The sequence below is a fragment of the Brevundimonas sp. AAP58 genome (assembly GCF_001295975.1).
Lineage (GTDB): Bacteria > Pseudomonadota > Alphaproteobacteria > Caulobacterales > Caulobacteraceae > Brevundimonas.
In genome coordinates, this window is record NZ_LJHU01000022.1 from 13,388 (window position 1) to 40,132 (window position 26,745).

The window sequence follows — 26,745 nt, forward strand, 5'->3', positions numbered from 1 at the left end:
CCGGATGCCTTTCGCCTTCGACATCGCGGCCACCGACGGCCGCGCCCGGACCGGGACGCTGCGCACCGCGCGCGGCGACATCCGCACGCCGGCCTTCATGCCCGTCGGCACCGCCGCGACGGTTAAGGCTATGACGGTGGATCAGGTCGCCTCGACCGGCGCCGACATTATCCTGGGCAACACCTACCACCTGATGCTCCGCCCCGGCCCCGAGCGGATGGAGCGGCTGGGCGGGCTGCACAGGTTCATGGGTTGGACAAAACCCATCCTGACCGATTCCGGCGGCTTCCAGGTCATGTCGCTGGCCGGCATTTCCAAGGTCAAGGAAGACGCCGTCACCTTCTCCAGCCACATCGACGGCTCCAAGCACGTCCTGTCGCCCGAACGCTCCATAGAGATCCAGGCCGATCGCCTGGGCTCCGACATCGTCATGCAGCTGGACGAGTGCGTCTCCTGGCCGGCCGAGGAGACCCGCGCCCGCGCAGCCATGGAACTGTCCGCCCGCTGGGCCGCCCGCTCCAGGGCCGCATTCGGCACGCGCGAGACGCAAGCCCTGTTCGGCATCCAGCAGGGCTCGACCTATGAGGGCCTGCGCCGCGAATCCGCCGACCGCCTGATCGAGATCGGCTTCGACGGCTACGCCATCGGCGGCCTGGCCGTCGGCGAGGGCCACCAGGCCATGTGCGAGACGCTCGATTTCGCCCCCGCCATGCTCCCCGTCGACCGGCCGCGCTACCTCATGGGCGTCGGCAAGCCAATCGATCTGGTCGAGGCCGTCTGGCGAGGGGTGGACATGTTCGACTGCGTGCTCCCGACCCGCGCCGGCCGCCACGGCCAGGCCTGGACGTGGGACGGCCCGGTCAATCTCAAGAACGCCCGCTTCGCCGAGGATCAGGACCCGCTGGACCCGACCCTCCCCTGCCCGGCGTCGTCAGCCTATTCCAAGGCCTATCTTCACCACCTGATCCGCGCAGACGAGATCCTCGGCAAGACCCTGCTCAGCTGGCACAACATAGCCTTCTTCCAAGCCCTGACAGCGACCATGCGCGAGGCCATCGCAGCAGGGCGATTCGAAGCCTTTCGGCGCGACTTTCATACGCGGCACGTCTCGAACTGAGGTCTGGTGCCAGACAAGGGCAACAGGTTCGTCACGGAGAGCACGGAAGGGTCACCAGGGACACGGAGGAACCGAGCGGACGGGCAAGGCGTCGAACGATCAACGGACCCGTGGGGGGCATGAGAGACCTACGCCGTCCCGAGCAGCCGGGTCAGGAACTCGACATCCGACCACGTCGGGCCGCGTCCGCGCAAAGCCCGAAGGACCCCGTCGGCTTGGCGCACCACCACCAGCTCACGCTCCGGGATCAGATAAAGCCGCTGATTGCCGGCCCCGGCGGCCATGCGGATGTCGAGCCCACCAAGGCGGCCAAAGTCGTCGGCATCGATCCCGGCGCGCGGCCCCGGCGGGACCAGTCCCGGGCGGAGCAACCACCAGGTCAGGCCATAGCCCGGATTGACCGGAGACGACGCGAAACAGGCCGCCAGCGCCGTCGGGTCGACCAGCCCACGCCCGCCGTCCTGCACCATCTGGCCGAAGCGAGCCCAGGCCGTGGCCGTCAGACGCGCGCCAGACGGCAGGTTCGGCTGGCCCGCCTGCCGCCTCCAACCGCCGACCTCGACTCCGGCGGGCGTCAGGAGACGGCGCTGCAGGAAGGTCAGCACATCGTCCGGCTGCCCAGTGGCGACCAGCTTGCGCCGGACGATCTCGCCAAACACCTGGAAGGGCGTCGGGCCATAGCGGAAGACTCCCGGCACCTCCGCTGGAAAGGCGACCGCCGCGGCATAGGTGGGCGGACGCCCGGTCGGCCCACTGGCCACGCCTGCTGCGAGTTGCAAAAGGGTGCGGATCGTCGCCTGCGTCCTGACCGGGTCTTCCCGCCACTCGGACAGAGTGTCGGCGCAGCGCTCATCGAGCGCGAGCAGACCGTCCTGCGCCATCGCCGCCGCCAGCAGGCCGCTGAAGCTCTTGGTGCCGCTGGCCAGCTCAAGGGCGGGCTCGACCCCGTCGCGATGCGCCCGAAACACCTCGCGCCCGCGCTCGAACACAACCAGGGACACGCCGCCAGCGGTGGCTGAATAGGCGGCGGCTGCGGCGAGGCGGTCCTGCGCCCGGAGGCGCGCCGGGGCCGCGACGGCCGTGGCGGCGAGGCCGACAAGCAGGCGGCGTCGAGTAGGTGTGGGCATGGAGGGCCTCCTCTCTCGCCTTTGAACGGATCACGGGACCCTATCCGTCGCAGACCGAGGTCGCTGTCCCGGCGTTGGCCGGTCGACTACCGCCGCGACCCGCCCGTCGGCCGGAACCACGCCGGGGAGGCCGGCGGGGCGCAGTTAGCCCGCATGCCCAGCCCCTTCAGATAGGCCCGCCTCAGCCGCCCGGCCTCGACCGCGTCCTGCACCGCCCGCGACCGCGCCTGCGCCCCCGACAGCTGCCGGACCCAGCTGCGATAGGGAATGAAGTCCGCGGTCGCATCCCGGATGGCGTCCAGCGCCGCTTCCGCCAGCGCATCCTGCGCCTGTTCGTTCAGGGTCGGAGCATCCGGCCGGGGCGGCTCGTCCCGATCCGGCCCCAAGGCCTCGTCCAGCCGCAGAACCTCGGCCCGGATCGTCGTGCACTGGTTCAGATTGCGCCGGTCATACGGATTGGCCTGCGCCTGCAGCAGCACCGTCGGGATCTGCTCGCGCCGCACGTTCAGATCGACCAGCGGCTGGGTCGCCGCATCGCCGAAGCCCTCCCCGATCTGCCGGGCCGCCGAACAGCCGCCGAGCGGAACCGCAAGCACGAGGAGGCACAGCAAAGGACGGATCATGCCGCGACCATAAGCACGATGACGCCGATGTCCACGCAAGCGGGAGGCGGATGGTACGTCCTCTCGGGCTCGAACCGAGGACCCTCTGATTAAAAGTCAGATGCTCTAACCAACTGAGCTAAGGACGCACATCGCGGACCGGAAACGGGCTGGCCGTTTCGCGGTTGCGCCTTCTGGTTCATGAGAACGGCCGGGTCAAGACCGGCAAGCAAAAAGGACAGGCGCGCATGAAGCCTCTCGCGGGGGTTCGCATCATCGAGTTCGACGGACTGGGTCCCGTCACCTTCGCCGGCATGGTGCTGGGCGATCTGGGCGCGGACGTCCTGCGCTTGACCCGCGCCGACGGGGCTTCGGCCTTCGGCGATGTCGGCGGGGCGGTGCTGCATCGCGGCCGGACCGCCGTGCCCGTCGACCTGAAGTCGCCGGATGACCGCGCCGCCGTCCTCGACCTCATCGCGCGCGCCGACGCCGTGATCGAGGGCTTCCGTCCCGGCGTTCTGGAACGGCTGGGCCTCGGTCCAGACGTCTGTCGCGCCGCCAATCCCCGCCTCGTCTTCGGGCGGATCACCGGCTGGGGCCAGACCGGGCCGCTGGCCGATACCGTTGGCCACGACATCAACTACATCGCCCTGACCGGCGCGCTGCACGCCATGGGTGAGCCGGACCGCCCTCCACGCCCGCCGCTGAATCTCGTCGGCGACTACGGCGGCGGGGCCATGCTGCTGGTCACGGGCGTCCTGGCCGCCATCATCGAGGCGCGTCAGACCGGACAGGGCCGCGTCGTCGACGCCGCCATGACCGACGGTGTCTCCCTGCTCTCCAGCCTGTTCCACGCCCTTTCGGCCAGCAGCCTTTGGTCGGCCGAGCGTGGTGTCAACCTGCTGGACGGCGGCGCGCCCTTCTATCGATGCTACGCCTGCGCGGACGGGCGGTTCGTCGCCGTAGGCGCGCTCGAGTCCCGCTTCTATGCCGCCCTGCTGGCCGGGCTCGGCGTCGATCCAAGTGAGGCCCCACAGTTTCCGCCCAGCGGCTGGCCCGCCCTCCACGCCCGCTTCGCCGCAATCTTCGCGACCCGAGACCGCGACGACTGGGCCACGCATTTCGAAGGCACAGAGGCCTGCGTCACGCCCGTCCTGAGCTTCGCGGAAGCCGCCGGCCATCCGCACAACGCGGCCCGGTCGACGTTCGGCGGAAGTCCGATCCAACCCTCTCCTGCGCCGCGTTTCGACGGTGATGTTCAGGCGCCCGAACCCACCTCGACCGATACCCTGGGGACGGCGCTCGCCCGCTGGGCCTAGGCGACCGCCGCCTCGCGCGCTTCGACGTCCTGGACGCAGGCCTCGGCCAGGGTCGCAGCCAGCAGAGCCGGATCGATCGGCTTGGTCAGGAAGGCATGCACACCTTCCGCGTCCCAGGCCGCGCGGTGCACATCCATGGCATTGGCGGTCAGGGCGATCACCGGGGTCCGGCGGTTCATGCCTTCGGCGCGAATCCTTGCCGTGGCGGTCAGCCCGTCCATCACCGGCATCTGCATGTCCATCAGGATCGCGTCGAAGCTCTGCGTCATGGCCGCCTCGACCGCCTCGGCGCCATTCTCGACCAGCACCAGCCGGCATTCATGCGGTTCCAGCAGAAGCGCCAGGATGCGCCGGTTCACGGCGTGATCGTCGGCCGCCAGGATGACCCGGCCGGCCAGAGCCCGCTCGTCCGCCGCCGCCCGTTTGGGCGCACGTTCGGTCGTCTGAACCAGCTCGACCGGTAGATTCAGTGTGAAGGTCGAGCCCTGCCCGACCACGCTCTCGGCGGTCAGGCGGCCGCCCATGATCTCGGCGAGCCGTCGGCTGATCGCCAGACCCAGCCCCGTCCCGCCATACTTCCGGGTCGTCCCGGCATCGGCCTGTTCGAAGCTGTCGAAGATGTTGGCCAGCCGGTCCGGTGCGATCCCGCACCCGGTGTCCGCCACAGCCACGATCAGCCGCCGATCCGCCTCGCGCCAGTCGACCGAGACGGTGATCGAGCCGTGCTCGGTGAACTTGACGGCGTTGGACAGCAGGTTGAACAGCATCTGCTGGAAACGCAGCGGGTCGGTCCGAACGGTATCCGGCACGTCCGGCGCGATCTGGATGGCCAGACGCACGCCGTTGGCCTCGGCCTTCGGCCGCCAGAGCCGTCCGAGAGAGGCGAGCTTGTCGCGCAGGTCCATCTCCGAGGACTCCAGCTGCATCTTGCCGGCCTCGATCTTGGAGAAGTCCAGGACGTCGTTGAGCAACCCGACCAGCACGTCACCCGCGTCGAGCAACATGGAGACATGCTCCCTTTGCTCGCGATCCAATCGCGTCCGGCGCAACAGGTTGGCGGCCGATATCACGGCGTTCATTGGCGTCCGGATCTCGTGACTGACCACGGCCAGGAAGTCGGACTTGGCGGCGCTGGCGACCTCGGCCTTTTGACGCTGAGCCTGGGCCTCGGCATTGGCGTCCTGAAGCGCTTTGGTGGTTGTCGAACTCTGCCGAACGGCCACGACGAGATGCATCATGAACAGCACACCGCCGATGGCGATGAGGAAATCCTGCCAGGTGCCCGACACCAGGCTTTCAGTGATGGGCATCCCCAGAAAGTAGAGGCTATGGGGGATGACGGCGGAAAACAGCAGCGGCCGGACGTGGTGCATGTGCAGGCTGACATGCAGAAGACCACCCGCGACCTGCACCATGGCGAACAGCCGCCCGGCCTCTCCGCCTGCGATCCAGAGGATTGCCGCTATCCCCGAATAGACCACGACATTGAGCGCCGCGACGGCGCAAAGGCCAATCTTGTAGGCAAGCGAAGGCTCCATTCCAGGATGGAGCCGCAAGGGTCGAAAAGCCAGCCAATCCACCAGCTGGGTCAGGCCGACGAGGCTGAGCCAGAACACGGGCCAGAGACCGCCAGTCAAGAACGAGGCCGTGGCCGCGATGAAGGCCGCCAGTCCCAGTCTCGTCTTCAGCTCGCGGAACCGGACCTGGGCGATCATGGCCCAGCCGTTGGCGGAAATCTGGACGGCGTCACCCATGGCCCGAACGATGACGCCGATATGCAAACGAACCATTGAGGCCGCCCGTGAGACCGTGACGATCGCTCAAGGCCAAGCTATGGAACAGCCCATCAGACCACGCGTTTGCTCGGACGACATCGAGGGGGGATAGATTTCATGAAGCGATTGTTTTTGCTGTTGACGGCATCATGGTCGGCACTCGCTCTGGCGGGGTGCGATGAACCCGTTCCGCGTGATGCAGGGCCCGCGCTTGAGATGGAGGCCCCGGTCACCCCGTCAGCCGAAGACGCCGCTGTTCCCGCCGCCGAGGTCGCGGCTCCGACCGACCCGCTGCCGCCACTGGACAACAGCCAGCTTCCACCTGCCAATCCGTCGTCCGAAGAATCGGTCCAGCCGGAAAGCGAGACCCTGTTCTACTGAGTGGCGCCACAAGGGGGTCGTGTTTGGCTGGTTGCGGAAACATCGCCTCGGCCGCCCGCCGTATCCTGTTCCGAACCAAGGCCCCGCGTTTGCCCCTCTCGCGCTATCAGCTGAACGTCCTCGCTGGAGCATCCCTCGCGGTCGGGCTCTGCGCGGGCGCAGCCCAGGCGGATCCTCGTGCCGAGATCCGGGGTGATCTGCCCGATGACCTCCGCGCCCAACTGCGCCAGGCCATAGGCGAGGTCGATGGTCCGCCATCGAATCGATTCGAGGCGCGCCGTCGCGCTCGCGCGGCGATGGAATCCGCCGAAGCCCTGCTGCGGTCGGAGGGCTATTACCAGCCGGTTCTGGAGGACATCGTCGAGGGCGAGGAGAGGCCCGTCGCGATCGTCTCAGTCCAGCCCGGCCGCCGCTTTGTACTGGCCGAGCCGGCGATCCAGTGGGTCGCGCCCGAGCCGACGCCCGACGTCATCCAGACCACCCGGGACCAACTGGACCTCGAGTCCGGCGAGCCCGGCCGCGCCGCCGACGTGATCGCCGCCGAGGGCCGGATCATCGCCAGCCTGACGGAGCAGGGCTACCCTGACGCCGCCGTCCAGCCGCGCCGCGTCGTCGTCGACCACGCAGCATTCACCGTCGCCCCCACCTATCGCATTGCGTCTGGCCAGTTGGTTCGCCTGGACGGCGTACGGCTCGAGACCGCCGGCCCGACCAACCCCGCCTGGGTCGCCGCGCTCGCCCCCTGGCGCGTCGGCGACCGCTATGACCCAGAGCAGGTCGCCGAGTTGGAGCGCCGGCTATTGGAGACGGGCGTCTACGACGGCGTCAACGTCGCCCTGACCCCGCCGGATCAGGTGCTGGCGGACGGCACGCGTCCGGTCGTCGTCACCCTGACCGATCGTCCTCGCCGCATCGTCGAGGCCGGGGCCACCTTCTCGACCGCCGACGGCTCGGGCATCGAGGGCCTGTGGACCTACTACAACCGCTTCGGCCGCGCCGACACCTTGCGATTCCAGCTTCGCCTCGCCGACATCGACAGCCGGCTCGGGGCGGACCTGTCCCTGCCCCACTGGCTCCGCCCCGGTCAGACGCTCGCCCTCGGCACAGCGGTCGTGAACGAGGACACCGACGCCTATCGCCGGACGGCGGGCGTCCTCTCGGCCGATATCCGCCAGAGGATCGGCAAGACCTCCTGGTTCAGCTACGGTGTAGGGCTCGACGCGGGCCTGTACGACGAGAACCGCTTCGATCCCCTGACCCAGGCGCCACTGGCCATCACCCGCGACCTCGCCATCCTGACCGCGCGCGGCTCGGCCTATCTGGATCAGTCCAACGATCCGCTGAACCCCACGACCGGCTGGCGCGCCTCGCTGAACGTCCAGCCCACCGCCGTGACGGGCGAGGACACGCTGCTGTTCCTGCGCGCTGAGGCCCAGCTGACCGGCTATATCCCCTTGCAGGACGAGGCGAAGACGGTCGCCGCCGGCCGCATCCGGCTTGGCTCCATCCTCGGCGGCGACGAACTGACCATCCCGGCCGATCGCCTGTTCTACTCCGGCGGCGGCGGCTCGGTCCGGGGCTATGAGTATCAGGGCGTCGCGCCTCGCCTGCCCGACAATACCCCGCGCGGCGGCCTCAGCCTGTTCGAGGTTTCCGCCGAGATCCGCCGTGACCTAGGCCGCAACTTCGGGGCGGTGGCCTTCGTCGATGCGGGGGCTATCGGCTTCAACGAAGCGCCGGACTTCTCCAACCTGCGCTACGCGGTCGGTGTCGGCGCGCGCTACAACCTCTCCTTCGGACCGATCCGGGCCGACATCGCCTTCCCCCTCGACAAGCGCGACGGCGACGCCGACTTCCAGATCTACGTCAGCATTGGTCAGGCGTTTTGACCGAAGCGCCCAACACGCCCGAGCCCGAAACCCCGGCCCCGGACACCCCGGCCAAGGCCAAGGCCAAGAAGCGTCGTCGCACGCGGCTCGAGGCGCTGGCCTTCTTTGGGGGCATGGCGGTCGCGGGTCTTCTGGCGCTCGCGCTAATCCTGGCGGTGGGTGGACGGATGTATCTGATTTCCGGCCCTGGCCGGGAACTGGTCACCAGCTTTGTCACCGGCCAGAAGATCGGCCGCTATGGTGCCATCAACGTCGAGGGGCTGTCGGGCGACCTTTTCGACGACTTCACCATCCGCCGCGTCACCGTCACGGATGCGCAAGGGGTCTGGCTCGAAGCCACGAACGTCCGCGTCGACTGGACCTACTGGCCACTGGTCGCCCGCCGTTTCCACGCGACCGAGATCACGGCCGACCAGATCCGGCTGCTGCGCCGCCCCGAAGTCGAGCCGCCCGACGGCAGCCCGCCGCGCCCCCTCCCGCTCGATATCGACATCGACCGCTTCCAGGCGAATGTCGAACTGCTGGAAGGCTTCTCGAGGGAATACGGCCGATGGCGCCTGAACGGCGAAGTGAACGCGCCGCGTCGCGGAAACAAGTCCGCGACAGTCGAAGCGGTCAGCTTGAACCGGCCCGGCGACTATCTGCGCCTCGTCGGCACGATCGGCGACGGCCCCGAGGACCTGCGGCTGAACCTGCGCGCCAACGAAGCCGACGGCGGGCCGCTGGCGGGCTCCCTCGGCTATTCGCCGGACGAGCCCTTCTATGCATCGGCCGTCGTCAACGGCGAGGCGGTCAGCGCGACGGTGCGCACCGGAGACTTCACGCCCCTGACGATCCGGGGCCGCTATGGCGCGTCCGGGTCGCGCATCTCGGGCTATGTCGACTTCAGCGGTTCGGACCTGCTGGCCCCCTTCGTCCGCCGCATCGGCCGCACCGCCCGCTTCGGGTTCGCCTCCGTGCCCGAGGGGGACGACGCGACCGTCCACGGCGTCGCCTGGCGGCTGATTTCCGACAACCTCCAGTCCAGCGCCCGGGGTCGAGTGAACCTGACCGATCGCAGCGTGCTGGAGGAGGGCGTGACGCTCGCCGCCTCGACACCCTCGCTTACCCGCCTGACCGGCTCCCCGACCGGCGGTCCCGCCCGCTATGAAGGCGTCTTCACCGGAGACACGGCCCGCTGGGCGCTCGACGGCGCTGTCCGGTTGGAGCAGGCCACGCTCGCCAGTTATGCCGCCGCCGTCATCTCCGGCCCCCTGTCAATCTCCGCCGACGCCCGCCGCTACCAGGTCGCTGGCGACCTGACCGGCGCAGGAGGCCGCAGCGCCGGCATCGTCGGGGCCCTGCTCGGCACCTCGCCGCGCGTCCAGTTCGAAGCCGTCCGCCTGACCGACGGTGCCGTCTTGCTCCAGAGCATCGACGCCCGCGGCGAGGCCCTGACCTTGACGGGTGCCGGCCGGCGCAACCTGCTCGGAGGCCTCAGCTTCCGGGGCGACGCCCGCATCACCGACATCGGCCGCATCCGACCGGGCGCGCGGGGCGCCTTCGGCGGCCCCATCACCGCGGCCTCCGCTCGCTCTGGCGCGCCCTGGACCCTGACGTTTGACGGAAGCGGGGCCCGTCTTGCCACGGGGCTGGAGGAACTTGATCGTCTGCTGGGAGCCACGCCCCGGCTTCAACTGGCCGGCAATCTCGCCGACGGCCGTATCGCCGTCGAGCGCGCCAATCTGACCGGGGCGGCCGGGGCGGCCTCGGCACGGGGGCTCATCGAGCCCGAGGGTCGGCTGCGCCTTGCCCTTAACTGGAACGCGCGCGGCCCCTTCGGCGTCGGGCCCGTCGCCATCGACGGCACCATGACCGGCCAGGGTGCCCTGACCGGTACGCTGGCTGAGCCCCGCGCCGACCTCACCGCCCGCTTCGGCAGCATCGCCACCGGGGCCCTGCGCCTGACCGACGCCGATCTGATCCTCAGCTTCCGACGGGGCACCGACGCCTCGGACGGCCGGATCATGCTGACGGCCGGATCCAACTACGGTCCCGCCCGAGCGTCCGGCAATTTCTTCCTCGGCGGCGATCGCATCCGCCTGTCCGACGTCGACCTGAACGCCGGCGGCATCACGGCTCAGGGTTCCATCGCGCTCGCCAACAACACCCCTTCCAGCGCCGACCTGACCTTCACGGCCCGCCCGGGGGCCTTCCTCGCCGCCGGGACTGCTGATGGTCGCGTACGTCTGGCCGAAGGCACCGCGTCCGAGACCGCCATTCTCGACGTTACGGGCCGAAATGTCCGCTTCGCCGGATCTGGCTACACCATCCGCACCCTCACGTTGAACGGACGCGGCACGCTGGAGCGGCTGCCCTTCACCCTGGTCGCCGACGTCGGCGGTGCCACGGCGGTCGCCTTCGACGGCTCCGGCATCTTCTCCCGCCAGGGCGAGGCGACCAGCGTCACCCTGACCGGCGACGGTCGCGTGCGCGAGGTCGCCTTCGCCACGCGCAACCCCGCCGTCATTGCCCTCGCGGGCGACGGCCGCGTGGCGCGCGTTGATCTGGCCATTGGTGGCGGTGTCCTGATTGGCGAGCTCCGCCAGGATTCCGATGCAGCCATCATCCAGGCCGACCTGACCAGCGTCGAGCTGGGCTCCATCGCGCCCGATCTTCGCGGCAGCGTCACCGGCCGCGTCTCCCTGCGGGGGCAGGACGACGATCTCTCGGGCTCGGCCAACGTCAGACTGGCGGGCCTGCGCAGCATCGACGCCCCGCGCGGTCTCAGCGTCGACGGCGCTGTGCTCGCCACACTCGTGAACGACACCCTGCGGCTGCAAGCCAATGCCTCTGGGACCAACGCCGTCACCGCGACCGCAGACGTCACCTTGCCCGTCGAGGCCTCGGCCGCGCCGCTTCGTTTGGCCATCGCCCGCACCCGACCCATGTCGGGCGAGGTCGACATCGACGGCCAGATCCAGCCGATCTGGGACGTGTTCTTCGGGGGAGAACGCTCGCTGGCCGGTCAGGTCGACGCCAGTGCGACGCTCGGAGGGACGTTGGCGGCGCCGCTCCTCAACGGCAGGATGACCCTCGAGGAGGGTCGTTTCAGCGACAGTGGCTCAGGTCTCCTGCTCAACGACATGACCGTGTCGGCACGCTTCGACGACACCACCGCGCTCATTCAGGCCTTCCGCGCCAACGACAGGGATGACCGGCCCCGTGCACCGCCTCGCCCGGTTGGAACGATCGACGGGAGCGGCCGCATCGGCCTGCGAGAAGGGTCTGGTTCCAGCTTCCAGCTGGCTCTCGCCGGCTTTCACATCATCGACAATGACATCGCCACAGCCCGGGCGTCAGGCCCCTTGACCGTCGTGCGCGCCTCCGACGGCAACGTCACCCTGTCGGGCGAGATCAACGTCGACGCAGCCCGGATCGAGGCCAATCCGCCGGGCTCCAGCGGCATCGTCCGCATGGACGTGGTCGAGATCAACCGCCCCGGCGGCGATCCCGTGGAGCAGGAGGACACAACCTCTTCACGCGGCCCCCAGATCGGTCTGGATATCCGCCTGCGATCGCGCGGCGGCGAGGTCAGCGTCGAAGGCCGGGGCCTGAATGTGCTGCTGAACGTCAATGCCCGCGTCCAGGGCACGGTCAGTCAGCCCCAGCTGACAGGCACGGCCAACATCGTGCGCGGCGACTATGATTTCGCGGGCAAGCGCTTCGTCTTCGATCCGCGCGGGTCGGTCTCGCTATCCACGAATCCGGCTCTGATCGAACTCGATCTGACGGCGGTGCGGGACGACCCGGCGCTGACCGCCACCATCAGGGTGACCGGCACGGCGGCACGGCCCGAGATCGCGCTGACCTCGACCCCCCAGCTTCCGCAGGACGAGATCCTGTCCCAGGTCCTGTTCGGCCGCTCGGCGTCCCAGTTGTCGCCGCTCGAGGCGGCCCAGCTGGCAGCGAGCGTGGCCTCGCTGGCAGGCGGCGGCGGCTTCAACGTGGTCGGAAATCTGCGCGAACTGGCGGGTCTGGACCGCCTGTCCTTCAGCGGCGAGGCCTCGGCCCTGACGGTCGCCGGCGGCCGTTACATTACCGACGACGTTTATCTGGAAATCATCGGCGGCGGCGAGGGTGGAGCCGCCGTCAACGTCGAATGGCAGGTCCGCCGCAACCTGGCGATCACCAGCCAGTTCGGCGGCCAGGGCGACGCCAGCCTGTCGATCCGCTGGCGGCGTCAGTCCCGCGTTCCCGGCACGGTCCGCGAGGACCGACGCCCCAACCGCGACGATTGATGACGTCTGTCAGGGTTCGCGTTGCAACCGATGCAACATCATCGCGCCGCGAAGTGATGAGACCGCTCCAACCACTGCGACAGTGACGCCGGCCCACGAAACGACCTCTATCCATAGAGGCAGGACGGGCGGTCCCAGGTTCGAAGGCGAGTATCCGGAGACCCTGACCGCGACGCCCATCAGGATGCTGTAAGCTGTATAAGCCAGCCAGATGCCCGGGATCACCCGTGTCATCTTGCGCCACTGCACCCAAGCCAGAACACCGACGACGGCCGCCCACAGGAGAACGCCGAAAATCATAGACGCGGGGATGATGTAACCGACCAGGGCGGTCGCCATCTCGATGTCCGCTGGCGGCAGACCCTGGGCCTCGTACTGCTGTCGCAGAAGGTCATTGATCCACGAGGGGTCCACCGCCATCCAGATCGCAGTTGGAAGGCCGACCAGGAACGAAAACACGAGCACGATAGCGAAGGATTGAGCGGCCCACTGAGCCTCCGCCATGCCGCGAGGTTTCATGAGCGGGTTCATGGCTCGGAGCCACTTCGACATTGACTTAGCCCCTGAACGACCGACTCCCAGCCGGTCGTTCAGAGCTTAATCAGACTAGCGCGCCGCCTGCATCTGGAGCGTGTCCAGCTTGTTGATGCCGCGCAGCCCCGCGACGTGCAGCACCACCTGGATCACCATGATGACGAGGGAGAGGGCGATCTGCCAGGTCGGGATCGCCGGCGCGTTGGGCACCATGCCGGCCAGCAGCGGCGTCGCCGCCGTCGACAGGATGCCGTAGGCCAGGAGCACGAGGAACAGGATGGCGATCCACTTGCCCGGATTGCGCCACTGGATGATGCCGAAAATCAGCTGAACTACGGCCAGCCCACCGGTCAGGTAGAGCGCGAACTGCGCGCCCATTGCGGCGGCTTCGGCGTTCACCTCGCCTCCGCCCGCCGCCGACGCCACCGCGTCCTGCATCGCCTGCGGATTGGCGAACGACCATCCAACGGTGACCAGGGCGACGACCACCCCGATGAAGATCGATATCGCGCTCGCCTTGGCGGCCGCTTCGGCTTCGGCTTCCGACCGGATCGGCGCGGTGGGGTTCATTCCTGAAATCACGCTGGCCATGGGGCCCTCCCTGCAAAAGACAACCGTCCTTTACATGACAAGGAACCTTGACGCAAGCGGGGCAGGGACGCCGGATGCCTGCGGGCGGTCTGTGGGCGTCGAGACTTGCGCGGCAAGGCCGGCACAGGCACAAGGCAGCGCTCGCTCTGGACCGGCACACGCACCGCCGGTGGCTATCCTGGCCGCCCATCCGCCAGGAAACCGAGTCGCACCGCGCGGCTCATCCCTGTGAAACCGAATGTCCCTCATCGCTTCTGCGCGCCAGCAGTGGCTCGCCAATCCACGACGCGACCTTCTGGCCGGCACCGTCGTCGCCCTGGCCCTGATCCCGGAGGCCATTGCCTTCTCGATCATCGCCGGGGTCGACCCGGCCGTCGGTCTCTACGCCAGTTTCGTCATCGCCGTGACCATCGCCTTCGTCGGCGGACGCCCGGCCATGATCTCGGCCGCGACCGGTGCCATGGCCCTGCTGATGGTCGGCCTGGTGCGCGATCACGGGCTGGAATACCTGTTCGCGGCGTCGCTCCTGACCGGCGTGTTCCAGATCATCGTGGGCCTGTTCAGGCTGGGCCGCTACATCAAGTTCGTGTCGCGCAGCGTGATGACGGGCTTCGTCAACTCCCTCGCCATCCTGATCTTCCTGGCCCAGATGCCCGAGCTGATCGGGGCCAACTGGCAGACCTTCGCCCTGGTCGGGGCGGCCCTCGTCATCATCTACGGCTTTCCGCGCATCACACGGGCAGTCCCATCGCCACTGGTCGCTATCGTGGCCATCAGCGCCCTCGTGATCGTCCTGGGGTTGGATGTCCGGACCGTGGGCGACATGGGTCAGATGCCCTCGACCCTGCCGATGTTCCACCTGCCGAACGTCCCTCTGACGTGGGAGACGCTGACGATCATCGGGCCGGTCGCGGCAACACTGGCCTTCGTCGGCCTGTTAGAGAGTCTGCTGACCGCCAACCTGCTGGACGACATCACCGATACGCCTTCGGACAAGGACCGCGAGACGCGCGGCCAGGGCATCGCCAACATCGCCTCGTCCCTGTTCGGCGGCATGGCGGGGTGCGCCATGATCGGCCAGTCGATCATCAATGTGACCAGCGGCGCGCGGGGACGGCTGTCGACCCTGTGGGCGGGGCTGTTCCTGCTGTTCCTGATCCTGGTGCTTCAGGACTGGGTGGCGCAGATCCCGATGGCGGCCCTGGTGGCCGTGATGATCATGGTCTCGGTCGGCACCTTCGACTGGGGCTCGGTCCTGCGACTGCGCTCCACGCCGATCCAGTCCTCGATCGTCATGATCGCGACGACGGCGACGGTAGTGGTGACCCACGACCTGTCCAAGGGCGTAGTTCTGGGCGTCATCCTGTCGGCGATCTTCTTCATGCGAAAGGTCGGCAAGACCGTCGTCGTCGAGGAGATCGAGGTGCCCCAAGAGGGCCATCTGCGCTATCGCGTCACCGGCAACCTGTTCTTCGCCTCGGCCGATGTCTTCGCCGCCGCCTTCGAGCACCACGGCCACCCAAAGCGCGTCGAGATCGACATGACCGACGCCCACCTGTGGGACCTGACCGGCGTGGCCGCCGTGGACAAGGTGGTGTTCCGCTATCGCCGCCAGGGGGCTGAGGTCGAGGTCATTGGCATGAACGCGGCGGCCCGGACCCTGGTCGACAAGGTCGGTCGTCACGACAAGGACCATCTTCCAGCCGCCGCTGCTCACTGACGACGGTCGTATGGCCCTGAGACCGATCAGGCCTGGATCGGCCGGGCTCCATCCGCCACGGACGCATCCGGCGTGAACTCCCGCCGTATGTTCGCGATCTGGTCGTCGAGCGCCCCGATCCGCTTCAGCGCCAGCGACGCCGCCCACCGCGCGGCCAGCTCCGGCGTCGACATGGCCTCCGTGAAGCGGGGTCTCCCGCCCCGGCTGCGGATCACGGCGTTGGTGTAGAGGGCGCCGTTCCGGAACCGCGACGGCCAGGTCTGGAAATCCATCGACAGGCTGACGCAGAACTTGTCCAGGTTCTCGACCCTGTGCGGCGCATAGAAGGGCCAGGTCAGGGCCTCCCCGGGCTCGAGATCGAAGACCTGGGCGTCCTGTTCGAAAGCGAGTGCGTAAGGGATTTCCTCGGTGGTCTGGCGCGCGACGACCTTTTCCATCGCGATTTCTGGCAGATGCCTCTCGTCGCCCGGATAGACGAACAGCCGCTTGCGACCCCTCAGGTGAAACAGGATCACGCCTGCCGCGTCGAAGTGATAGGGCACCCGGGCAACCGGGGACGAGATGATCAGCTGCCCCGCGTTCTTGACCGCCCTCATGCCGGGATAGGCCGCCTCGATGCGCCGAAACTCGCCCATCGCCGCCGCCCAAAGGTCGGGGCAACCGGCTTCCGCGTTCCTCAGATTGACCCACAGCCGCCCGCCCTGGATCGCCGCCAGCAGCTGCTCGCCTGTCAGGTCGCCCTTGTCGCCGGTCTTCAATAAGACCTGCCCCTCGGCGTCATAGTCATACAGGTTGATGTCGATCAGATCGGCCGGATAGCGGTGCAGGATCTCGGCCAGGGCCTCGTCGGAGGCGAAGCCCTGCTCCACCAGGCCGTGCGGGTGCTTGGCGGCCTCGGCGATGGGGCCGGGATAGCGGGTGCGGCGGGCGTCGGGGGTCATGCTTGTCCTGTTCACACAGAGGCCTGGCGGCCGGTCGCCTTCTTCATGGCCACGCCGGCGGCGGCGACGGCGCCCATCAGCCGGTTGGCGGAGGTCGTTTCGCAGGCCTCGATGGCGGCCCAGCGCCGGCGCACGCTGGTCCTCAGCCGCTCGGCCCGCCCGCCCGCCGCCCCGTTCAGCAGGCCGACCGCGGCGTCCGAAAGCGCCGCGCCCAGTCCGGGTTTCAGCACCACGGCCTCGCGCACACCCTGGGACGCATTGCAGAAGTACTTCTTGTAGCCCTCGCCCCCGAACCCGAAGTCGAACACGCGGAACCCGTCCGCGCAGCCCAGCTTCATGGTGTCCAGCGTCAGCAGGATCCCCGGCGAGCACCGTGCCATCGCCGGCTCATAGGCCGGGAACCAGAAGTGATATCGGTCGCCTGCGTGCAGCGAATACTCGATCGCCGCCAGCCGATCCCCACTCCACAGCGCCGCCATGGACGCGCCGAAATCCTCGCGCCCATCGGTCATCAGGGCGTGCAGCAGATCACGCGTCCAGCCGCAGGCGAAGATGTCGTGACGCCCCGTGCGGGCATACTGCTCGCGTTTCAGGGCGATCAGATGATCCAGCAGCGCCGGGTCAGTCAGACCCCGCTCGACCCGGACCGCGCCCTGTTCGGCCTCCAGGCTGCGCCGCGCCCGCTCCTTGTCCTTGAAATACTTGCTCCAGGTTTGGCGTCGCTCGGCGTACCAGACCTCGTATCCCTCTTCGGGCGTAATGGTCATCAGGGTCTCGCGCGGCTCGCCGACGCCCGACGGCCCGACCCAGGCCGAGACGTTCAGACGCGGGGCACCCAGCAGGGCCGCGACCGTCTCCAGCGGCGGCGCATCGCCGGGCATGGCGATGACGCCGTGATAGTCGTTCATCGGCGCGCCCAGCGGCTGGATCGCCGCTCCGCGCCTCTGGTGGGGAAAATAGCCGACCGTTCGCCCGTCCCGGCTCAGGATCGCCACGGCCGCGTCCGGGCTGATCCGCCCCGCGATCTCGGTGAACTCGAAGCGGAAATAGGGGCTGGCCAGGTCCGGATTGGCGTCCGTCATGGCCCGCCACAGCACGCGGTCGGCCAGCGTCAGCTGGTCGGTCGTGACAATCTCGATCTGTAGCGATCCGGCCATGCGCATCCCCATCGTGCGTCCTTCCGCAAGACGCGTTCCGGCCGGGACCCTGCCACGGGCGCCATTTCGGCACGGTTCAGAGGCGTGGTGAACGAAAGGTTGGCCGGGAGCCTTGCCGCGTCCGGAACGTTGCCATGGCCTGCAAGGAGCCCTCCATGACCGACCCCGTCCGCGACCCCGGCTATTCGTCGGACTACGAGGAAGAAAAGCCCGTCGGCGACGGTCGCCCCCCTCGCCCAGCCCAGGAGCCTGCAGGCTCCAGAGGTTCCTCCAACTCCGGCGAAACCGCCACCGACCCGGCGACCGGGGAGCCGAACAGATAGGACCGGCAGCCAGAGCCCAAAACCCGCTCTCCCTCCCCTTCAGCAGAGGTCAGAGACGAACGGCCGGGAGGGGCGGCCCGCCGATCCATGGGCGATGACGGGGGTCTGGCTCACCTGCGCCACACGTCGCCCCCCGAATCTGGGAGGACTAAGTGAAAACCGACCTACTCCGTCGCCGAAACCGCGCTCGGATCCTCGATCACCACGCCCGGCCCCAGCACCATGACCCCCGCCAGCAGCACCGCCGCCATCGCCGCCAGCGCCGTCGCGCCGAGCAGGCCCAGCGCCCCGGCCTTCCTCGCCGGCGCGACCAGCACGCCGCGCGCGGCTTCGATCTGGGTCATCGCATCGGCCATGGCGGGCGCTCCCTCGGTTCGACTGCGACCTCACGCCCATTCGGTTAACCAAGAGTTGCCGCGCCTCCTCGCTTGGCGATGCGCCAGCCAGCCCCTAGAAGCGGCTCATGATCCTCGTCGTCGATAACTACGACAGCTTCACCTACAACCTCGTCCACTACCTCGCGGAGCTGGGCGCGGAGACGCATGTCGTCCGCAACGACGACCTGACCGTCGACGAAGCCTGGGCGCTGAAGCCCGAGGCCATCCTCCTGTCCCCCGGCCCCTGCGCCCCGGATCAGGCCGGCATCTGCCTGCCCATCCTGACCACCGCGCCCGACGACATGCCGATCCTGGGCGTCTGCCTGGGTCATCAGGCCATCGGCCAGGCCTTCGGCGGCGACGTGATCCGGGCCAAAACCCTGATGCACGGCAAGACCTCGCCGATCACCCACGACGGTCGCGGCCTGTTCAAGGGCCTGCCCAGCCCCTTCACCGCCACCCGCTATCACAGCCTGGCGGTCTCCAGAGCGACCCTGCCCAATACGCTGGACGTCACCGCCTGGACCGAGGACGGCGAGATCATGGGCGTCCAGCACCACGAACGGCCCATCCACGGCGTCCAGTTCCACCCGGAATCCATCGCCACCGAGCACGGCCACGACCTGATCGCCAACTTCCTGGACCTGGCCAACGTCCGCCGCCTCGCGGTCGTCTGATGTCCGACACCATCAAGCCCCTGCTGGCCAAGCTGGTCGACGGCCAGGTCCTGACCGAGGCCGAGGCGGGCGACTTCTTCGCCGCCTGCCTGCGCGGCGAGCCCACCCCGGCCCAGGTCGCCGCCGCCGTCACGGCGCTGCGCATCCGGGGCGAGACCGTGCCGGAGATCACCGCCTTCGCCCGCGCCATGCGCTCGGCCGCCGCCCCCTTCGAGACGCCCTTCGACGTCATCGACACCTGCGGCACCGGCGGCGACGGCGCCCACACCTTCAACATCTCCACCGCCGCCGCGCTGGTGCTCGCCGGCGCGGGCCTCAAGGTCGCCAAGCACGGCAACCGCGCGCTCAGCTCCAAGTCCGGATCGTCGGACGTGCTGGCCGCGCTGGGCGTCGACCTCATGGCCCCGGCCGAGCGCCAGAAGCAGGCCCTGGACGAGGCCGGCATCTGCTTCCTGTTCGCCCCCGCCTATCATGGCGCCATGCGCCATGTGACGCCGATCCGCGCCGAGATCGGCTTCCGCACCGTCTTCAACCTGCTGGGCCCCCTGTCGAACCCCGCCGGCGCCCGGCGTCAGGTCATGGGCGTCTACGACCCCCGCCTGCTGGAACCCCTCGTCGAGGTGCTGGGCCGCCTCGGCGCTGTCCGCGCCTGGACCGTCCACGGCCAGGGTCTGGACGAGCTCACCACCACCGGCCCGACCGACGTCGCCGAGTGGAAAGACGGCGCCGTCCGCCGCTTCCAGATCACGCCCGAGGACGCCGGCCTGCCCCGCGCCAGCCTCGCCGACCTGCGCGGCGGCGACGCGGAAGAGAACGCTGCGGCCCTTCGCGCCCTGCTTGACGGCGCCCCCGGCCCCTATCGCGACGTGGTGCTGCTCAACGCCGCCGCCGCCCTGGTCGTCGCCGACCGCGCCGCCGATCTGAAGGACGGCGTGGCCGTCGCCGCCCGCGCCATCGACGATGGCTCGGCCGCGCGGTCTCTGGAGACCCTGGCCCGCATTACCTCCGCTCCGGCCGAGGTGCCCGAGGCATGACCGACATCCTCGAACGGATCGCCGCCTACAAGCGTGACGACGTCGCCGCGCGCAAACGCGAGCGCCCCTTCGCCGAGATCGAATCGCTCGCCCTCGTCGCCGGCATGCCGCGCGGCTTCACCGCCGCCCTGCGAAAGAAGGCCGAGCCGGGCCGCCCCGCCCTGATCGCCGAGGTCAAAAAGGCCAGCCCCTCCAAGGGCCTGATCCGCGCCGACTTCGACCCGCCCGCGCTCGCCCGCGCCTATGAGGCCGGCGGCGCCGCCTGCCTGTCGATCCTGACCGACGGGCCGAGCTTTCAGGGCGACGATGCCTATCTGGTCGCCGCCCGCGCCGCCGTCGCCCTGCCCTGTCTGCGCAAGGACTTCCTCGTCGATCCCTGGCAGGTCGCAGAGAGCCGCACGCTCGGCGCCGACTGCATCCTGATCATCCTGTCGATGGTCGATGATTCGCTGGCGGCCGACCTGCTGGCCGAGGCCCGCCGATTCGGCATGGACGCCCTGATCGAGACCCACGACGAGGCCGAAATGGCCCGCGCCGCCGCGCTGGGCAGCGAGCTGATCGGCGTCAACAACCGGTCGCTGCGCACCTTCGAGGTCGACCTGAACACCACCGCCCGCATGGCGCATCTGGCACCGGCGAACGCCCTGCTGGTGGCTGAGAGCGGCATCTTCACCCCCGCCGACGTCACCGCGGTCGCCGAGGCGGGCGCGGGCGCGATTCTCGTTGGCGAGAGCCTGATGCGTCAGCCAGATGTGGAAGAGGCGACGCGCAGGTTGCTTACCGTATTGTGAGCAAAGGACTTCAGCGGCTTGAGCGACTTGCAACGGCGAGCCCTTCCCCTCGAGGGGGAAGGGTTGGGATGGGGTGGAGGCACGATGCTTCCTCTGACCCACGGAGACTCCGAGCGCTTCGACATGACTTCGGCGTGGCCGTGCCCTTCCCCAAGACCCGGGCTCCACCCCATCCCCGGCCCTTCCCCCTCCAGGGGAAGGGAGAAGGATGTGCCCCTCCGCCGTTAAGTTGACATTCACCAAGAACACTTACAGAACATCGGCAACGGTTCACGACTTGTTCTGAAGGCCTCCGCCGATGCTCACGCGCAAACAGCACGAACTCCTGATGTTCATCCACGAACGCATCAAGGAGACGGGCGTCTCGCCCTCCTTCGACGAGATGAAGGAAGCGCTGGATCTGGCGTCCAAGTCGGGCATCCACCGCCTGATCACGGCGCTGGAGGAACGCGGCTTCATCCGCCGCCTCGCCCACCGCGCACGGGCGCTGGAGGTCATGAAGCTGCCGGAACAGGCCACGGCGGGCGCGCCGCGCGGGCGCGCCGGCTTCACGCCAGCGGTCATCGAGGGCGGCGGCCGCAGCCAGCCGGCCGAAGCCGCCAACGACACCCGCGAACTGGTCCTGGTCGGCAAGATCGCCGCCGGCGCCCCCATCGCCGCGCTCCAGGGCGACAACGGCCGCTATTCCGTGCCCGAGGCCATGCTGGGCGCGGGCGAGCACTACATGCTGGAGATCGAGGGCGATTCGATGATCGAGGCCGGCATCCTCGACGGCGACCTGGTCGTCATCAAGAAATCCGACACGGCGACGTCGGGCGAAATCGTCGTTGCCCTGGTCGAAGGCGAGGAGGCGACGCTGAAGCGGCTGCGCAAGAAGGGCGGCTCCATCGCGCTCGAGCCCGCCAACCGCAACTACGAAACCCGCATCTTCGGCCCCGACCAGGTCGAGGTCCAGGGCAAGCTGGTGGGGCTCATCCGCCGGTATCACTGAGTTCTTGATTTCCGCTCATCCCCGCGAAAGCGGGGACCCAGTCCTTTGGGCGATGAACGGTCAGGCCGGAGACAAGAAAGCGATCCCAGCACTCTGCCTCGCTTAAGCACTGGGTCCCCGCTTTCGCGGGGATGAGCGGAAAGTGGGAGTGTCTACCCCTCCCCGTCCGGATCCCCGATCCGGCTCCAAGGCCGGTCGCCCCGCACATCCGATGTCCACAGCGCCCGCCAGCCGTCCTCGCCGCGCCATAGCTCCACCGCCCCGCCCCGCGCGAAGTCGACGCCGTCCAGCACCAGCCGCTCGGCGCACGCCGGCGGCAAGGCGTTGACGACGGCCCGCACGCTCACCACCTCCGCCGCGCGACATAGGTCGTCCAGCTGAACCGCATCAGGTTCCCGCCTCCCCCACCACAGGGCGACCGGCGCCGCCCCGTCCGTCGGCGCGCACGCCGTCCGCTGACAGACCCACCCCTCGGCCGCCCTCGGCGTCAGCTCCAGCCCCCTTCGCCTTGACCACAGGTCCGCCGCGAACGCCCGCACTCCGGGCCGCACCACCACGGCCCGCCCGCCCTCGCTCCAGGCCGCGTTGGTCCCAGCGTCGCCGATCCACATCGTCGGCGTCTCCATCCTTGGCCACAGCAGGACCGCGCAGGCGAACGGCAGGCCCAGCCACCGCAACCGCCCCTTCCACAGACAGACAAACAGCACCCCGAGGAAGGCGATCGCCAGCACATAGTCGGGCGCGCTCGAAACCGTCCGGACCGCGCCGGGCAAACCTGCCGTCCAGTGCCCGATGGCCAGCATCGCATCGACGCCCTTGCCCGCGACCCACAGGAACGGCCCGCCCAGTCCCAGTGGCTCCAGGACCGCGCCCAGCGCCAAGGCTGGCATCATCAGAAAGTCGGCGATGGGCGAAGTCCCGAGGTTGGCGACCAGTCCGTACATCGCCATCCGGTTGAAGTGTTGCACGGCGAACGGCCCGGTCGCCGCGCCAGCCACGAAGCTGGCGGTCACCGCGGCCAGGATCCAGTGGCCGCCGGTCTGGATCACAGCGATGGGCCACGGCACGCCCATGTCCCTTACCCGGCGGGGCCAGCTTTCCGCCAACGCCACCAGGGCGGCCGTCGCCGCGAACGACATCTGGAACCCCGGCGTCACGATGGCCTCGGGCTGGATCAGCAGCACGATCATGGCCGCGACCGCCAGGGCGTGCATGGTGATCGCGGGTCGGTCCAGCAGGACCGCGGCGAACGCCACCGAGGCCGTGATCGCCGCCCTCTGCGCCGGCGGCGGCGCGCCGGACACGACCAGATAGCTGCCGACCGCGATCAGGCCGACGATGGCCGCGATCTTCTTGCCGTTGACCCGGAGCGCCAGCCACGGCCACGCCGCCACGCCCAGCCTGACGCCGAAGAAGACGAACCCGCCCACGATCGCCATGTGCAGGCCCGAGATCGACAGGATGTGCGCCAGGCCGCTGTCGCGCATGGCATCCAGATCCTCTCGCGCGATCCAGGTCTCATGGCCCGTCACCATCGCCGCCGCGATCCCGCCCGTCCGTTCGCCCAGACGCGCCACGATCCGTTCGGCGAGCGCGAACCGCGCCGCATTGATCGCCATGGTTCGCTTCAGCCCCTCCGGCGGTTCGGGCAACGCCACGGCCCGTGTCTCGCCCAGCCCGAACGCCGTCCCGCCCATGCCGAGAAAAAAGGCGTTCCGCCCAAAGTCATAGGCCCCAGGACTGGCCGGCGGCGGCGGCGGATTGAGAATGGCGAACAGCCGGATCGCCTCGCCCGGCCTGGGCGGTTCGCCCCGCACTGTGGCCCTCAACCGGATCGGCGTCTCCTCAGGGGTAAGGCCGCGAATCCGCACCGGTGCCAGCACCACCCGATGGCCCCGGTCGCCCGGACTGTCGACGTCCAGAACCCAGCCCTCGACCACCGTCGGCTCGGCCATCGCCGGCGCGATCGGCGCCGTCACCCGCTCGGTCCGAACCTTGGCCACCGCCAGCCCCAGCGCCAGACACGCCAGCAGCATCAGCGGCAGGGTCACCGCTCGCCCTGCCCCCAGCCGCCGTACCGCCAGCCAGACCCCGGCCGCCACGGCCGCCGTTGCGATCAGCGGCCACAGCGGAGGCTCGGTCTTGAGGGCGAAATACACCGCCGCCCCGCCGCCGAACGCCACCGGGGCCCACAGCCGCCAGCGCAGGCTCTGCGCCACCGCCTCGGCCCTCAGCCACGCCGCCACGCGGCGCGAAAACCCCGGCCGCGCGACGCTGGGATTCAGAGGATCAGGCGCTATAAGGGCGGCCCGACCGGACCCCTCCCCCATGCCCGCAGCCCCCTCGACCCCTGTCGTCACCCGCTTCGCTCCCTCGCCGACCGGCTCCCTCCACATAGGAGGCGCAAGAACGGCGTTGTTCAACTACCTTTACGCGAAAGGTCGAGGCGGCAAGTTCCTGATCCGCGTGGAGGACACAGACCGTGAGCGCTCCACCGACGAGGCGGTCAAAGCCATCTTCGACGGCCTGTCCTGGCTTGAGCTGTTCGCCGACGAGGATCCCGTCTTCCAGTTCGCCCGCGCCGACCGCCATCGCGAGGTCGTGAACCAGCTGCTGGAAACCGGCCACGCCTACCGAGACTTCCTGTCGGCCGAGGAAACCGGGGCGCTACGCGATACCGCCAAGGCCGAGGGCCGCGACTTCGTCTCGCCCTGGCGCGACCGCGAGCCGACGGTCGACGATCTGGCCCAGCCTCATACCGTCCGCTTCCGCCGGCCGCTCGACACCGCCGTCGTCGTCGACGATGCCGTGCAGGGGACGGTGCGCTGGGAGACCTCGGCGCTCGACGACCTCGTCATCCTGCGCTCGGACGGAGCCCCGACCTACAACCTCGCCGTCGTCGTCGACGACCACGACATGGGCGTGACCCACGTCATCCGGGGTGACGACCATCTGAACAACGCCGCGCGCCAGAGCCTGATCTACGACGCGCTCGGCTGGCCGCGCCCGACGTTTGCCCACATCCCCCTGATCCACGGGCCGGACGGGGCCAAGCTGTCCAAGCGGCACGGCGCCCAGGCTGTCCACGAATACGCCGAGATGGGCTATCTGCCCGAGGCCATGCGCAACTACCTGGCCCGCCTCGGCTGGGCCCACGGCGACGACGAGCTGTTTTCCGACGAACAGGCGCAGGACTGGTTCGACCTCGACGCCATCGGCAAGGCCCCGGCCCGCCTGGATTTCGACAAGCTGGCCCACGTCAACGCCCACTGGCTGCGGCTCGCCGCCGACGACCGCCTGGCCAAGCTGACGCTGGACGCCCACCTCGCGGCCGGTCGCGCGCTCAACGAAGGCGACGAGGCCCGACTCCAGCAGGCCATGCCCTTCGTCAAGGACCGGGCCAAGACCCTCATCGAACTGGCCGACCAGGCGGCCTTTGTGCTGGCCCGTCGCCCGCTCCCGCTCGACGACAAGGCGCGCGCCCTGCTCTCGGGCGAAACCGCGGACCGCATCGCCCGCCTAAGAGACCGGCTGGCGCTCTTCCAGTCCTGGGACGTCTTCGCGCTGGAGGCCGAGCTCAAAGCCTTCGCCGAGGAAGAGGGTGTTGGATTCGGCAAGATCGGACCGCCGATGCGCGCGGCCCTGACCGGCGGGCTCGTTTCGCCCGATATCGCCCGCATCCTTTCGGCCTTGGGGCGCGAAGAGGCTCTGGGGCGCTTGGATGATGCGCTGCAACAGACTAAGTGAACGTCCATAACCTTTCCGAGGCGGCTGGCCCGACCGGCCGCGACACTCCAGTACAAAGGGGCCGCTGATGAGCGACGTGTCCAAACCCGCCGGTACGGCGACCCTGACCTACGAAGGCAAGACCGTTGAGATGCCGGTGCTGGCGGGCTCCACCGGCCCCAATGTCATCGACATCAGAAAGCTCTACGCCGCGACCGACGCCTTCACCTTCGACCCGGGCTTCACCTCCACGGCCGCCTGCGAGAGCGGCCTGACCTTCATCGACGGCGACGTGGGCACCCTGCTTCATCGCGGCTATCCGATCGATCAGCTGGCCTCGAAATCGAACTTCATCGAGGTCTGCTACCTGCTGCTGCACGGCGAGCTTCCGAACGCGGCCCAGTACGCCAAGTTCGAGAACAACGTGACCATGCACACCATGCTGCATGCCCAGTTCGACCGCTTCTTCGAGGGCTTCCGCCGCGACGCCCATCCCATGGCGATCATGGTCGGCGCGGTCGGCGCGCTGTCGGCCTTCTACCACGACAGCCTGGACATCCATGACGCCCGCCAGCGCGACATCTCGGCCATCCGCCTGATCGCCAAGATGCCGACCATCGCCGCGCGCGCCTACAAATACTCGATCGGCCAGCCGTTCGTGTGGCCCAGGAACGACCTGAACTACGCCGAGAACTTCCTGCGCATGTGCTTCGCCGTCCCGGCCGAGGACTATGTGGTCAATCCGGTTCTGGCCCGGGCCATGGATCGCATCTTCATCCTGCACGCTGACCATGAGCAGAACGCCTCGACCTCGACGGTGCGTCTGGCCGGTTCGTCGGGCGCCAACCCCTTCGCCTGCATCGCCGCCGGCATCGCCTGCCTGTGGGGCCCCTCGCACGGGGGCGCCAACGAGGAGGCGCTGAACATGCTGAAAGAGATCGGCACCCCGGAGAAGATCCCGGAGTTCATCGAGGGCGTGAAGGCCAAGAAATACAAGCTGATGGGCTTCGGCCACCGGGTCTACAAGAACTACGATCCGCGCGCCAAGGTGATGAAGGAGAGCGCCGACGAGGTGCTGGCCGCCGTCGGCGATCCCAACGATCCCCTGTTCCAGGTCGCCAAGGAGCTGGAGCGCATCGCCCTGAACGACGAGTATTTCATCGAGCGCAAGCTGTTCCCGAACGTGGACTTCTATTCGGGCATCACCCTGTCGGCGATGGGCTTCCCGACCTCGATGTTCACCGTGCTGTTCTCGCTGGCCCGCACCGTCGGCTGGATCGCCCAGTGGCAGGAAATGATGGCCGATCCGTCCCAGAAGATCGGCCGCCCGCGCCAGCTCTACACGGGCCCGACCGAGCGGGACTACGTGCCGATCCAGTCGCGGGGCTGACGC

The 26,745-nt window shown here is 68.9% G+C and carries 22 protein-coding genes, 1 tRNA gene and 1 other annotated feature; of the genes, 13 read left to right on the forward strand and 10 right to left on the reverse strand.

The window, feature by feature from the left end; translation table 11 throughout:
• Nucleotides 1-4: 4 nt before the first annotated feature.
• Nucleotides 5-1,117: a tRNA guanosine(34) transglycosylase Tgt gene (gene tgt, locus IP78_RS03665; RefSeq protein WP_054110358.1), complete on the forward strand. Its 1,113-nt coding sequence runs from the start codon at nucleotides 5-7 to the stop codon at nucleotides 1,115-1,117.
• 128 nt (nucleotides 1,118-1,245) lie between these two features.
• On the opposite strand, the gene IP78_RS03670 is transcribed toward tgt, so the two are convergent.
• From IP78_RS03670 to IP78_RS03680, 3 genes are all read right to left on the reverse strand, one after another.
• Nucleotides 1,246-2,244 (reverse strand): serine hydrolase, encoded by a 999-nt coding sequence (locus tag IP78_RS03670; protein WP_054110359.1) that lies wholly within the window; start codon nucleotides 2,242-2,244, stop codon nucleotides 1,246-1,248.
• Nucleotides 2,245-2,330: 86 nt separating this feature from the next.
• Nucleotides 2,331-2,867, reverse strand: coding sequence for a hypothetical protein (locus IP78_RS03675; protein ID WP_054110360.1), 537 nt, complete (start codon nucleotides 2,865-2,867; stop codon nucleotides 2,331-2,333).
• 51 nt (nucleotides 2,868-2,918) lie between these two features.
• Nucleotides 2,919-2,995 (reverse strand) — tRNA-Lys (locus IP78_RS03680).
• Between the two features lie 99 nt (nucleotides 2,996-3,094).
• Between IP78_RS03680 and IP78_RS03685 the strand changes: the two genes are divergently transcribed.
• On the forward strand, nucleotides 3,095-4,165 hold the full coding sequence (locus IP78_RS03685; protein ID WP_054110407.1) for a CaiB/BaiF CoA-transferase family protein: 1,071 nt from the start codon (nucleotides 3,095-3,097) through the stop codon (nucleotides 4,163-4,165).
• On the opposite strand, the gene IP78_RS03690 is transcribed toward IP78_RS03685, so the two are convergent.
• Nucleotides 4,162-5,955, reverse strand: coding sequence for an ATP-binding protein (locus IP78_RS03690; RefSeq protein WP_054110361.1), 1,794 nt, complete (start codon nucleotides 5,953-5,955; stop codon nucleotides 4,162-4,164). The genes IP78_RS03685 and IP78_RS03690 overlap by 4 nt on opposite strands.
• Nucleotides 5,956-6,057: 102 nt before the next feature.
• Here IP78_RS03690 and IP78_RS14965 point away from each other — a divergent pair, with 102 nt between their 5' ends.
• Genes IP78_RS14965 through IP78_RS03700 form a run of 3 tightly spaced genes read left to right on the forward strand, consistent with a single transcriptional unit; the run spans nucleotide 6,058 to nucleotide 12,490 of the window.
• Nucleotides 6,058-6,321 carry a hypothetical protein gene (locus tag IP78_RS14965; RefSeq protein WP_082384826.1) on the forward strand — a complete coding sequence of 88 codons (264 nt, stop codon included), beginning with the start codon at nucleotides 6,058-6,060 and terminating at the stop codon, nucleotides 6,319-6,321.
• A 23-nt stretch (nucleotides 6,322-6,344) separates the two neighbouring features.
• Entirely contained in the window at nucleotides 6,345-8,210 is a 1,866-nt protein-coding gene (locus IP78_RS03695) for an autotransporter assembly complex family protein (RefSeq protein ID WP_231680910.1), read from the forward strand.
• Nucleotides 8,207-12,490, forward strand: a complete 4,284-nt coding sequence (locus IP78_RS03700) for a translocation/assembly module TamB domain-containing protein (RefSeq protein ID WP_054110362.1) — start codon at nucleotides 8,207-8,209, stop codon at nucleotides 12,488-12,490. Before IP78_RS03695 ends, IP78_RS03700 begins: the two co-directional genes overlap by 4 nt.
• 9 nt (nucleotides 12,491-12,499) lie before the next feature.
• Here the strand turns inward: IP78_RS03700 and IP78_RS03705 are convergent, their stop codons facing one another.
• Together IP78_RS03705 and IP78_RS03710 are read right to left on the reverse strand one after the other, a co-directional pair.
• Nucleotides 12,500-13,021, reverse strand: a complete 522-nt coding sequence (locus tag IP78_RS03705) for a hypothetical protein (RefSeq protein WP_156320268.1) — start codon at nucleotides 13,019-13,021, stop codon at nucleotides 12,500-12,502.
• Nucleotides 13,022-13,096: 75 nt separating this feature from the next.
• Nucleotides 13,097-13,615: a hypothetical protein gene (locus IP78_RS03710; protein WP_054110364.1), complete on the reverse strand. Its 519-nt coding sequence runs from the start codon at nucleotides 13,613-13,615 to the stop codon at nucleotides 13,097-13,099.
• A 145-nt stretch (nucleotides 13,616-13,760) separates the two neighbouring features.
• Nucleotides 13,761-13,818: a sequence feature (sul1 is cis-regulatory element that is thought to sense ions involved in sulfur or methionine metabolism; They are found in Alphaproteobacteria), on the forward strand.
• A gap of 35 nt (nucleotides 13,819-13,853) precedes the next feature.
• Between IP78_RS03710 and IP78_RS03715 the strand changes: the two genes are divergently transcribed.
• A complete protein-coding gene (locus IP78_RS03715) occupies nucleotides 13,854-15,335 on the forward strand; it encodes a SulP family inorganic anion transporter (protein ID WP_197272363.1) in 1,482 nt (493 codons plus the stop codon).
• Between the two features lie 26 nt (nucleotides 15,336-15,361).
• Here IP78_RS03715 and IP78_RS03720 read toward each other — a convergent pair whose 3' ends face one another.
• Entirely contained in the window at nucleotides 15,362-16,276 is a 915-nt protein-coding gene (locus tag IP78_RS03720) for a cupin-like domain-containing protein (protein ID WP_054110365.1), read from the reverse strand.
• A gap of 11 nt (nucleotides 16,277-16,287) precedes the next feature.
• Nucleotides 16,288-17,433 (reverse strand): GNAT family N-acetyltransferase, encoded by a 1,146-nt coding sequence (locus IP78_RS03725; protein ID WP_054110410.1) that lies wholly within the window; start codon nucleotides 17,431-17,433, stop codon nucleotides 16,288-16,290.
• A gap of 155 nt (nucleotides 17,434-17,588) precedes the next feature.
• Here IP78_RS03725 and IP78_RS15455 point away from each other — a divergent pair, with 155 nt between their 5' ends.
• Entirely contained in the window at nucleotides 17,589-17,756 is a 168-nt protein-coding gene (locus IP78_RS15455) for a hypothetical protein (RefSeq protein WP_197272364.1), read from the forward strand.
• A gap of 164 nt (nucleotides 17,757-17,920) precedes the next feature.
• Here IP78_RS15455 and IP78_RS03735 read toward each other — a convergent pair whose 3' ends face one another.
• Nucleotides 17,921-18,112 (reverse strand): hypothetical protein, encoded by a 192-nt coding sequence (locus tag IP78_RS03735; RefSeq protein ID WP_054110367.1) that lies wholly within the window; start codon nucleotides 18,110-18,112, stop codon nucleotides 17,921-17,923.
• A gap of 107 nt (nucleotides 18,113-18,219) precedes the next feature.
• Here IP78_RS03735 and IP78_RS03740 point away from each other — a divergent pair, with 107 nt between their 5' ends.
• From IP78_RS03740 to lexA, 4 genes are all read left to right on the forward strand, one after another.
• Nucleotides 18,220-18,810, forward strand: coding sequence for an aminodeoxychorismate/anthranilate synthase component II (locus tag IP78_RS03740; RefSeq protein WP_054110368.1), 591 nt, complete (start codon nucleotides 18,220-18,222; stop codon nucleotides 18,808-18,810).
• Complete coding sequence (trpD, locus tag IP78_RS03745) at nucleotides 18,810-19,844, forward strand: anthranilate phosphoribosyltransferase (protein WP_054110369.1); 1,035 nt, start codon at nucleotides 18,810-18,812, stop codon at nucleotides 19,842-19,844. The genes IP78_RS03740 and trpD overlap by 1 nt, the downstream gene beginning before the upstream one ends.
• A complete protein-coding gene (gene trpC / locus IP78_RS03750; protein WP_054110370.1) occupies nucleotides 19,841-20,635 on the forward strand; it encodes an indole-3-glycerol phosphate synthase TrpC in 795 nt (264 codons plus the stop codon). Before trpD ends, trpC begins: the two co-directional genes overlap by 4 nt.
• A gap of 298 nt (nucleotides 20,636-20,933) precedes the next feature.
• Complete coding sequence (gene lexA / locus IP78_RS03755; RefSeq protein ID WP_054110371.1) at nucleotides 20,934-21,626, forward strand: transcriptional repressor LexA; 693 nt, start codon at nucleotides 20,934-20,936, stop codon at nucleotides 21,624-21,626.
• Between the two features lie 152 nt (nucleotides 21,627-21,778).
• On the opposite strand, the gene IP78_RS03760 is transcribed toward lexA, so the two are convergent.
• Nucleotides 21,779-23,986: a ComEC/Rec2 family competence protein gene (locus tag IP78_RS03760; protein ID WP_231680911.1), complete on the reverse strand. Its 2,208-nt coding sequence runs from the start codon at nucleotides 23,984-23,986 to the stop codon at nucleotides 21,779-21,781.
• Between IP78_RS03760 and gltX the strand changes: the two genes are divergently transcribed.
• Together gltX and gltA are read left to right on the forward strand one after the other, a co-directional pair.
• A complete protein-coding gene (gltX, locus tag IP78_RS03765) occupies nucleotides 23,955-25,373 on the forward strand; it encodes a glutamate--tRNA ligase (protein ID WP_054110372.1) in 1,419 nt (472 codons plus the stop codon). The genes IP78_RS03760 and gltX overlap by 32 nt on opposite strands.
• A 67-nt stretch (nucleotides 25,374-25,440) precedes the next feature.
• Complete coding sequence (gene gltA, locus IP78_RS03770) at nucleotides 25,441-26,742, forward strand: citrate synthase (protein WP_054110373.1); 1,302 nt, start codon at nucleotides 25,441-25,443, stop codon at nucleotides 26,740-26,742.
• Nucleotides 26,743-26,745 lie beyond the last annotated feature (3 nt).

What these genes read in the sequence shown, in the direction of transcription:
- IP78_RS03705 (WP_156320268.1), bottom strand. Translation starts at nt 13,021, where the DNA reads ATGAACCCGCTCATGAAACCTCGCGGCATGGCGGAGGCTCAGTGGGCC.
- gltX (WP_054110372.1), top strand. Translation starts at nt 23,955, where the DNA reads ATGCCCGCAGCCCCCTCGACCCCTGTCGTCACCCGCTTCGCTCCCTCG.
- IP78_RS03725 (WP_054110410.1), bottom strand. Translation starts at nt 17,433, where the DNA reads ATGGCCGGATCGCTACAGATCGAGATTGTCACGACCGACCAGCTGACG.
- IP78_RS03675 (WP_054110360.1), bottom strand. Translation starts at nt 2,867, where the DNA reads ATGATCCGTCCTTTGCTGTGCCTCCTCGTGCTTGCGGTTCCGCTCGGC.
- IP78_RS15455 (WP_197272364.1), top strand. Translation starts at nt 17,589, where the DNA reads ATGACCGACCCCGTCCGCGACCCCGGCTATTCGTCGGACTACGAGGAA.
- gltA (WP_054110373.1), top strand. Translation starts at nt 25,441, where the DNA reads ATGAGCGACGTGTCCAAACCCGCCGGTACGGCGACCCTGACCTACGAA.
- IP78_RS03715 (WP_197272363.1), top strand. Translation starts at nt 13,854, where the DNA reads ATGTCCCTCATCGCTTCTGCGCGCCAGCAGTGGCTCGCCAATCCACGA.
- IP78_RS14965 (WP_082384826.1), top strand. Translation starts at nt 6,058, where the DNA reads ATGAAGCGATTGTTTTTGCTGTTGACGGCATCATGGTCGGCACTCGCT.
- IP78_RS03710 (WP_054110364.1), bottom strand. Translation starts at nt 13,615, where the DNA reads ATGGCCAGCGTGATTTCAGGAATGAACCCCACCGCGCCGATCCGGTCG.
- trpC (WP_054110370.1), top strand. Translation starts at nt 19,841, where the DNA reads ATGACCGACATCCTCGAACGGATCGCCGCCTACAAGCGTGACGACGTC.
- tgt (WP_054110358.1), top strand. Translation starts at nt 5, where the DNA reads ATGCCTTTCGCCTTCGACATCGCGGCCACCGACGGCCGCGCCCGGACC.
- IP78_RS03735 (WP_054110367.1), bottom strand. Translation starts at nt 18,112, where the DNA reads ATGGCCGATGCGATGACCCAGATCGAAGCCGCGCGCGGCGTGCTGGTC.
- IP78_RS03685 (WP_054110407.1), top strand. Translation starts at nt 3,095, where the DNA reads ATGAAGCCTCTCGCGGGGGTTCGCATCATCGAGTTCGACGGACTGGGT.
- IP78_RS03690 (WP_054110361.1), bottom strand. Translation starts at nt 5,955, where the DNA reads ATGGTTCGTTTGCATATCGGCGTCATCGTTCGGGCCATGGGTGACGCC.
- IP78_RS03720 (WP_054110365.1), bottom strand. Translation starts at nt 16,276, where the DNA reads ATGACCCCCGACGCCCGCCGCACCCGCTATCCCGGCCCCATCGCCGAG.
- IP78_RS03740 (WP_054110368.1), top strand. Translation starts at nt 18,220, where the DNA reads ATGATCCTCGTCGTCGATAACTACGACAGCTTCACCTACAACCTCGTC.
- trpD (WP_054110369.1), top strand. Translation starts at nt 18,810, where the DNA reads ATGTCCGACACCATCAAGCCCCTGCTGGCCAAGCTGGTCGACGGCCAG.
- IP78_RS03670 (WP_054110359.1), bottom strand. Translation starts at nt 2,244, where the DNA reads ATGCCCACACCTACTCGACGCCGCCTGCTTGTCGGCCTCGCCGCCACG.
- lexA (WP_054110371.1), top strand. Translation starts at nt 20,934, where the DNA reads ATGCTCACGCGCAAACAGCACGAACTCCTGATGTTCATCCACGAACGC.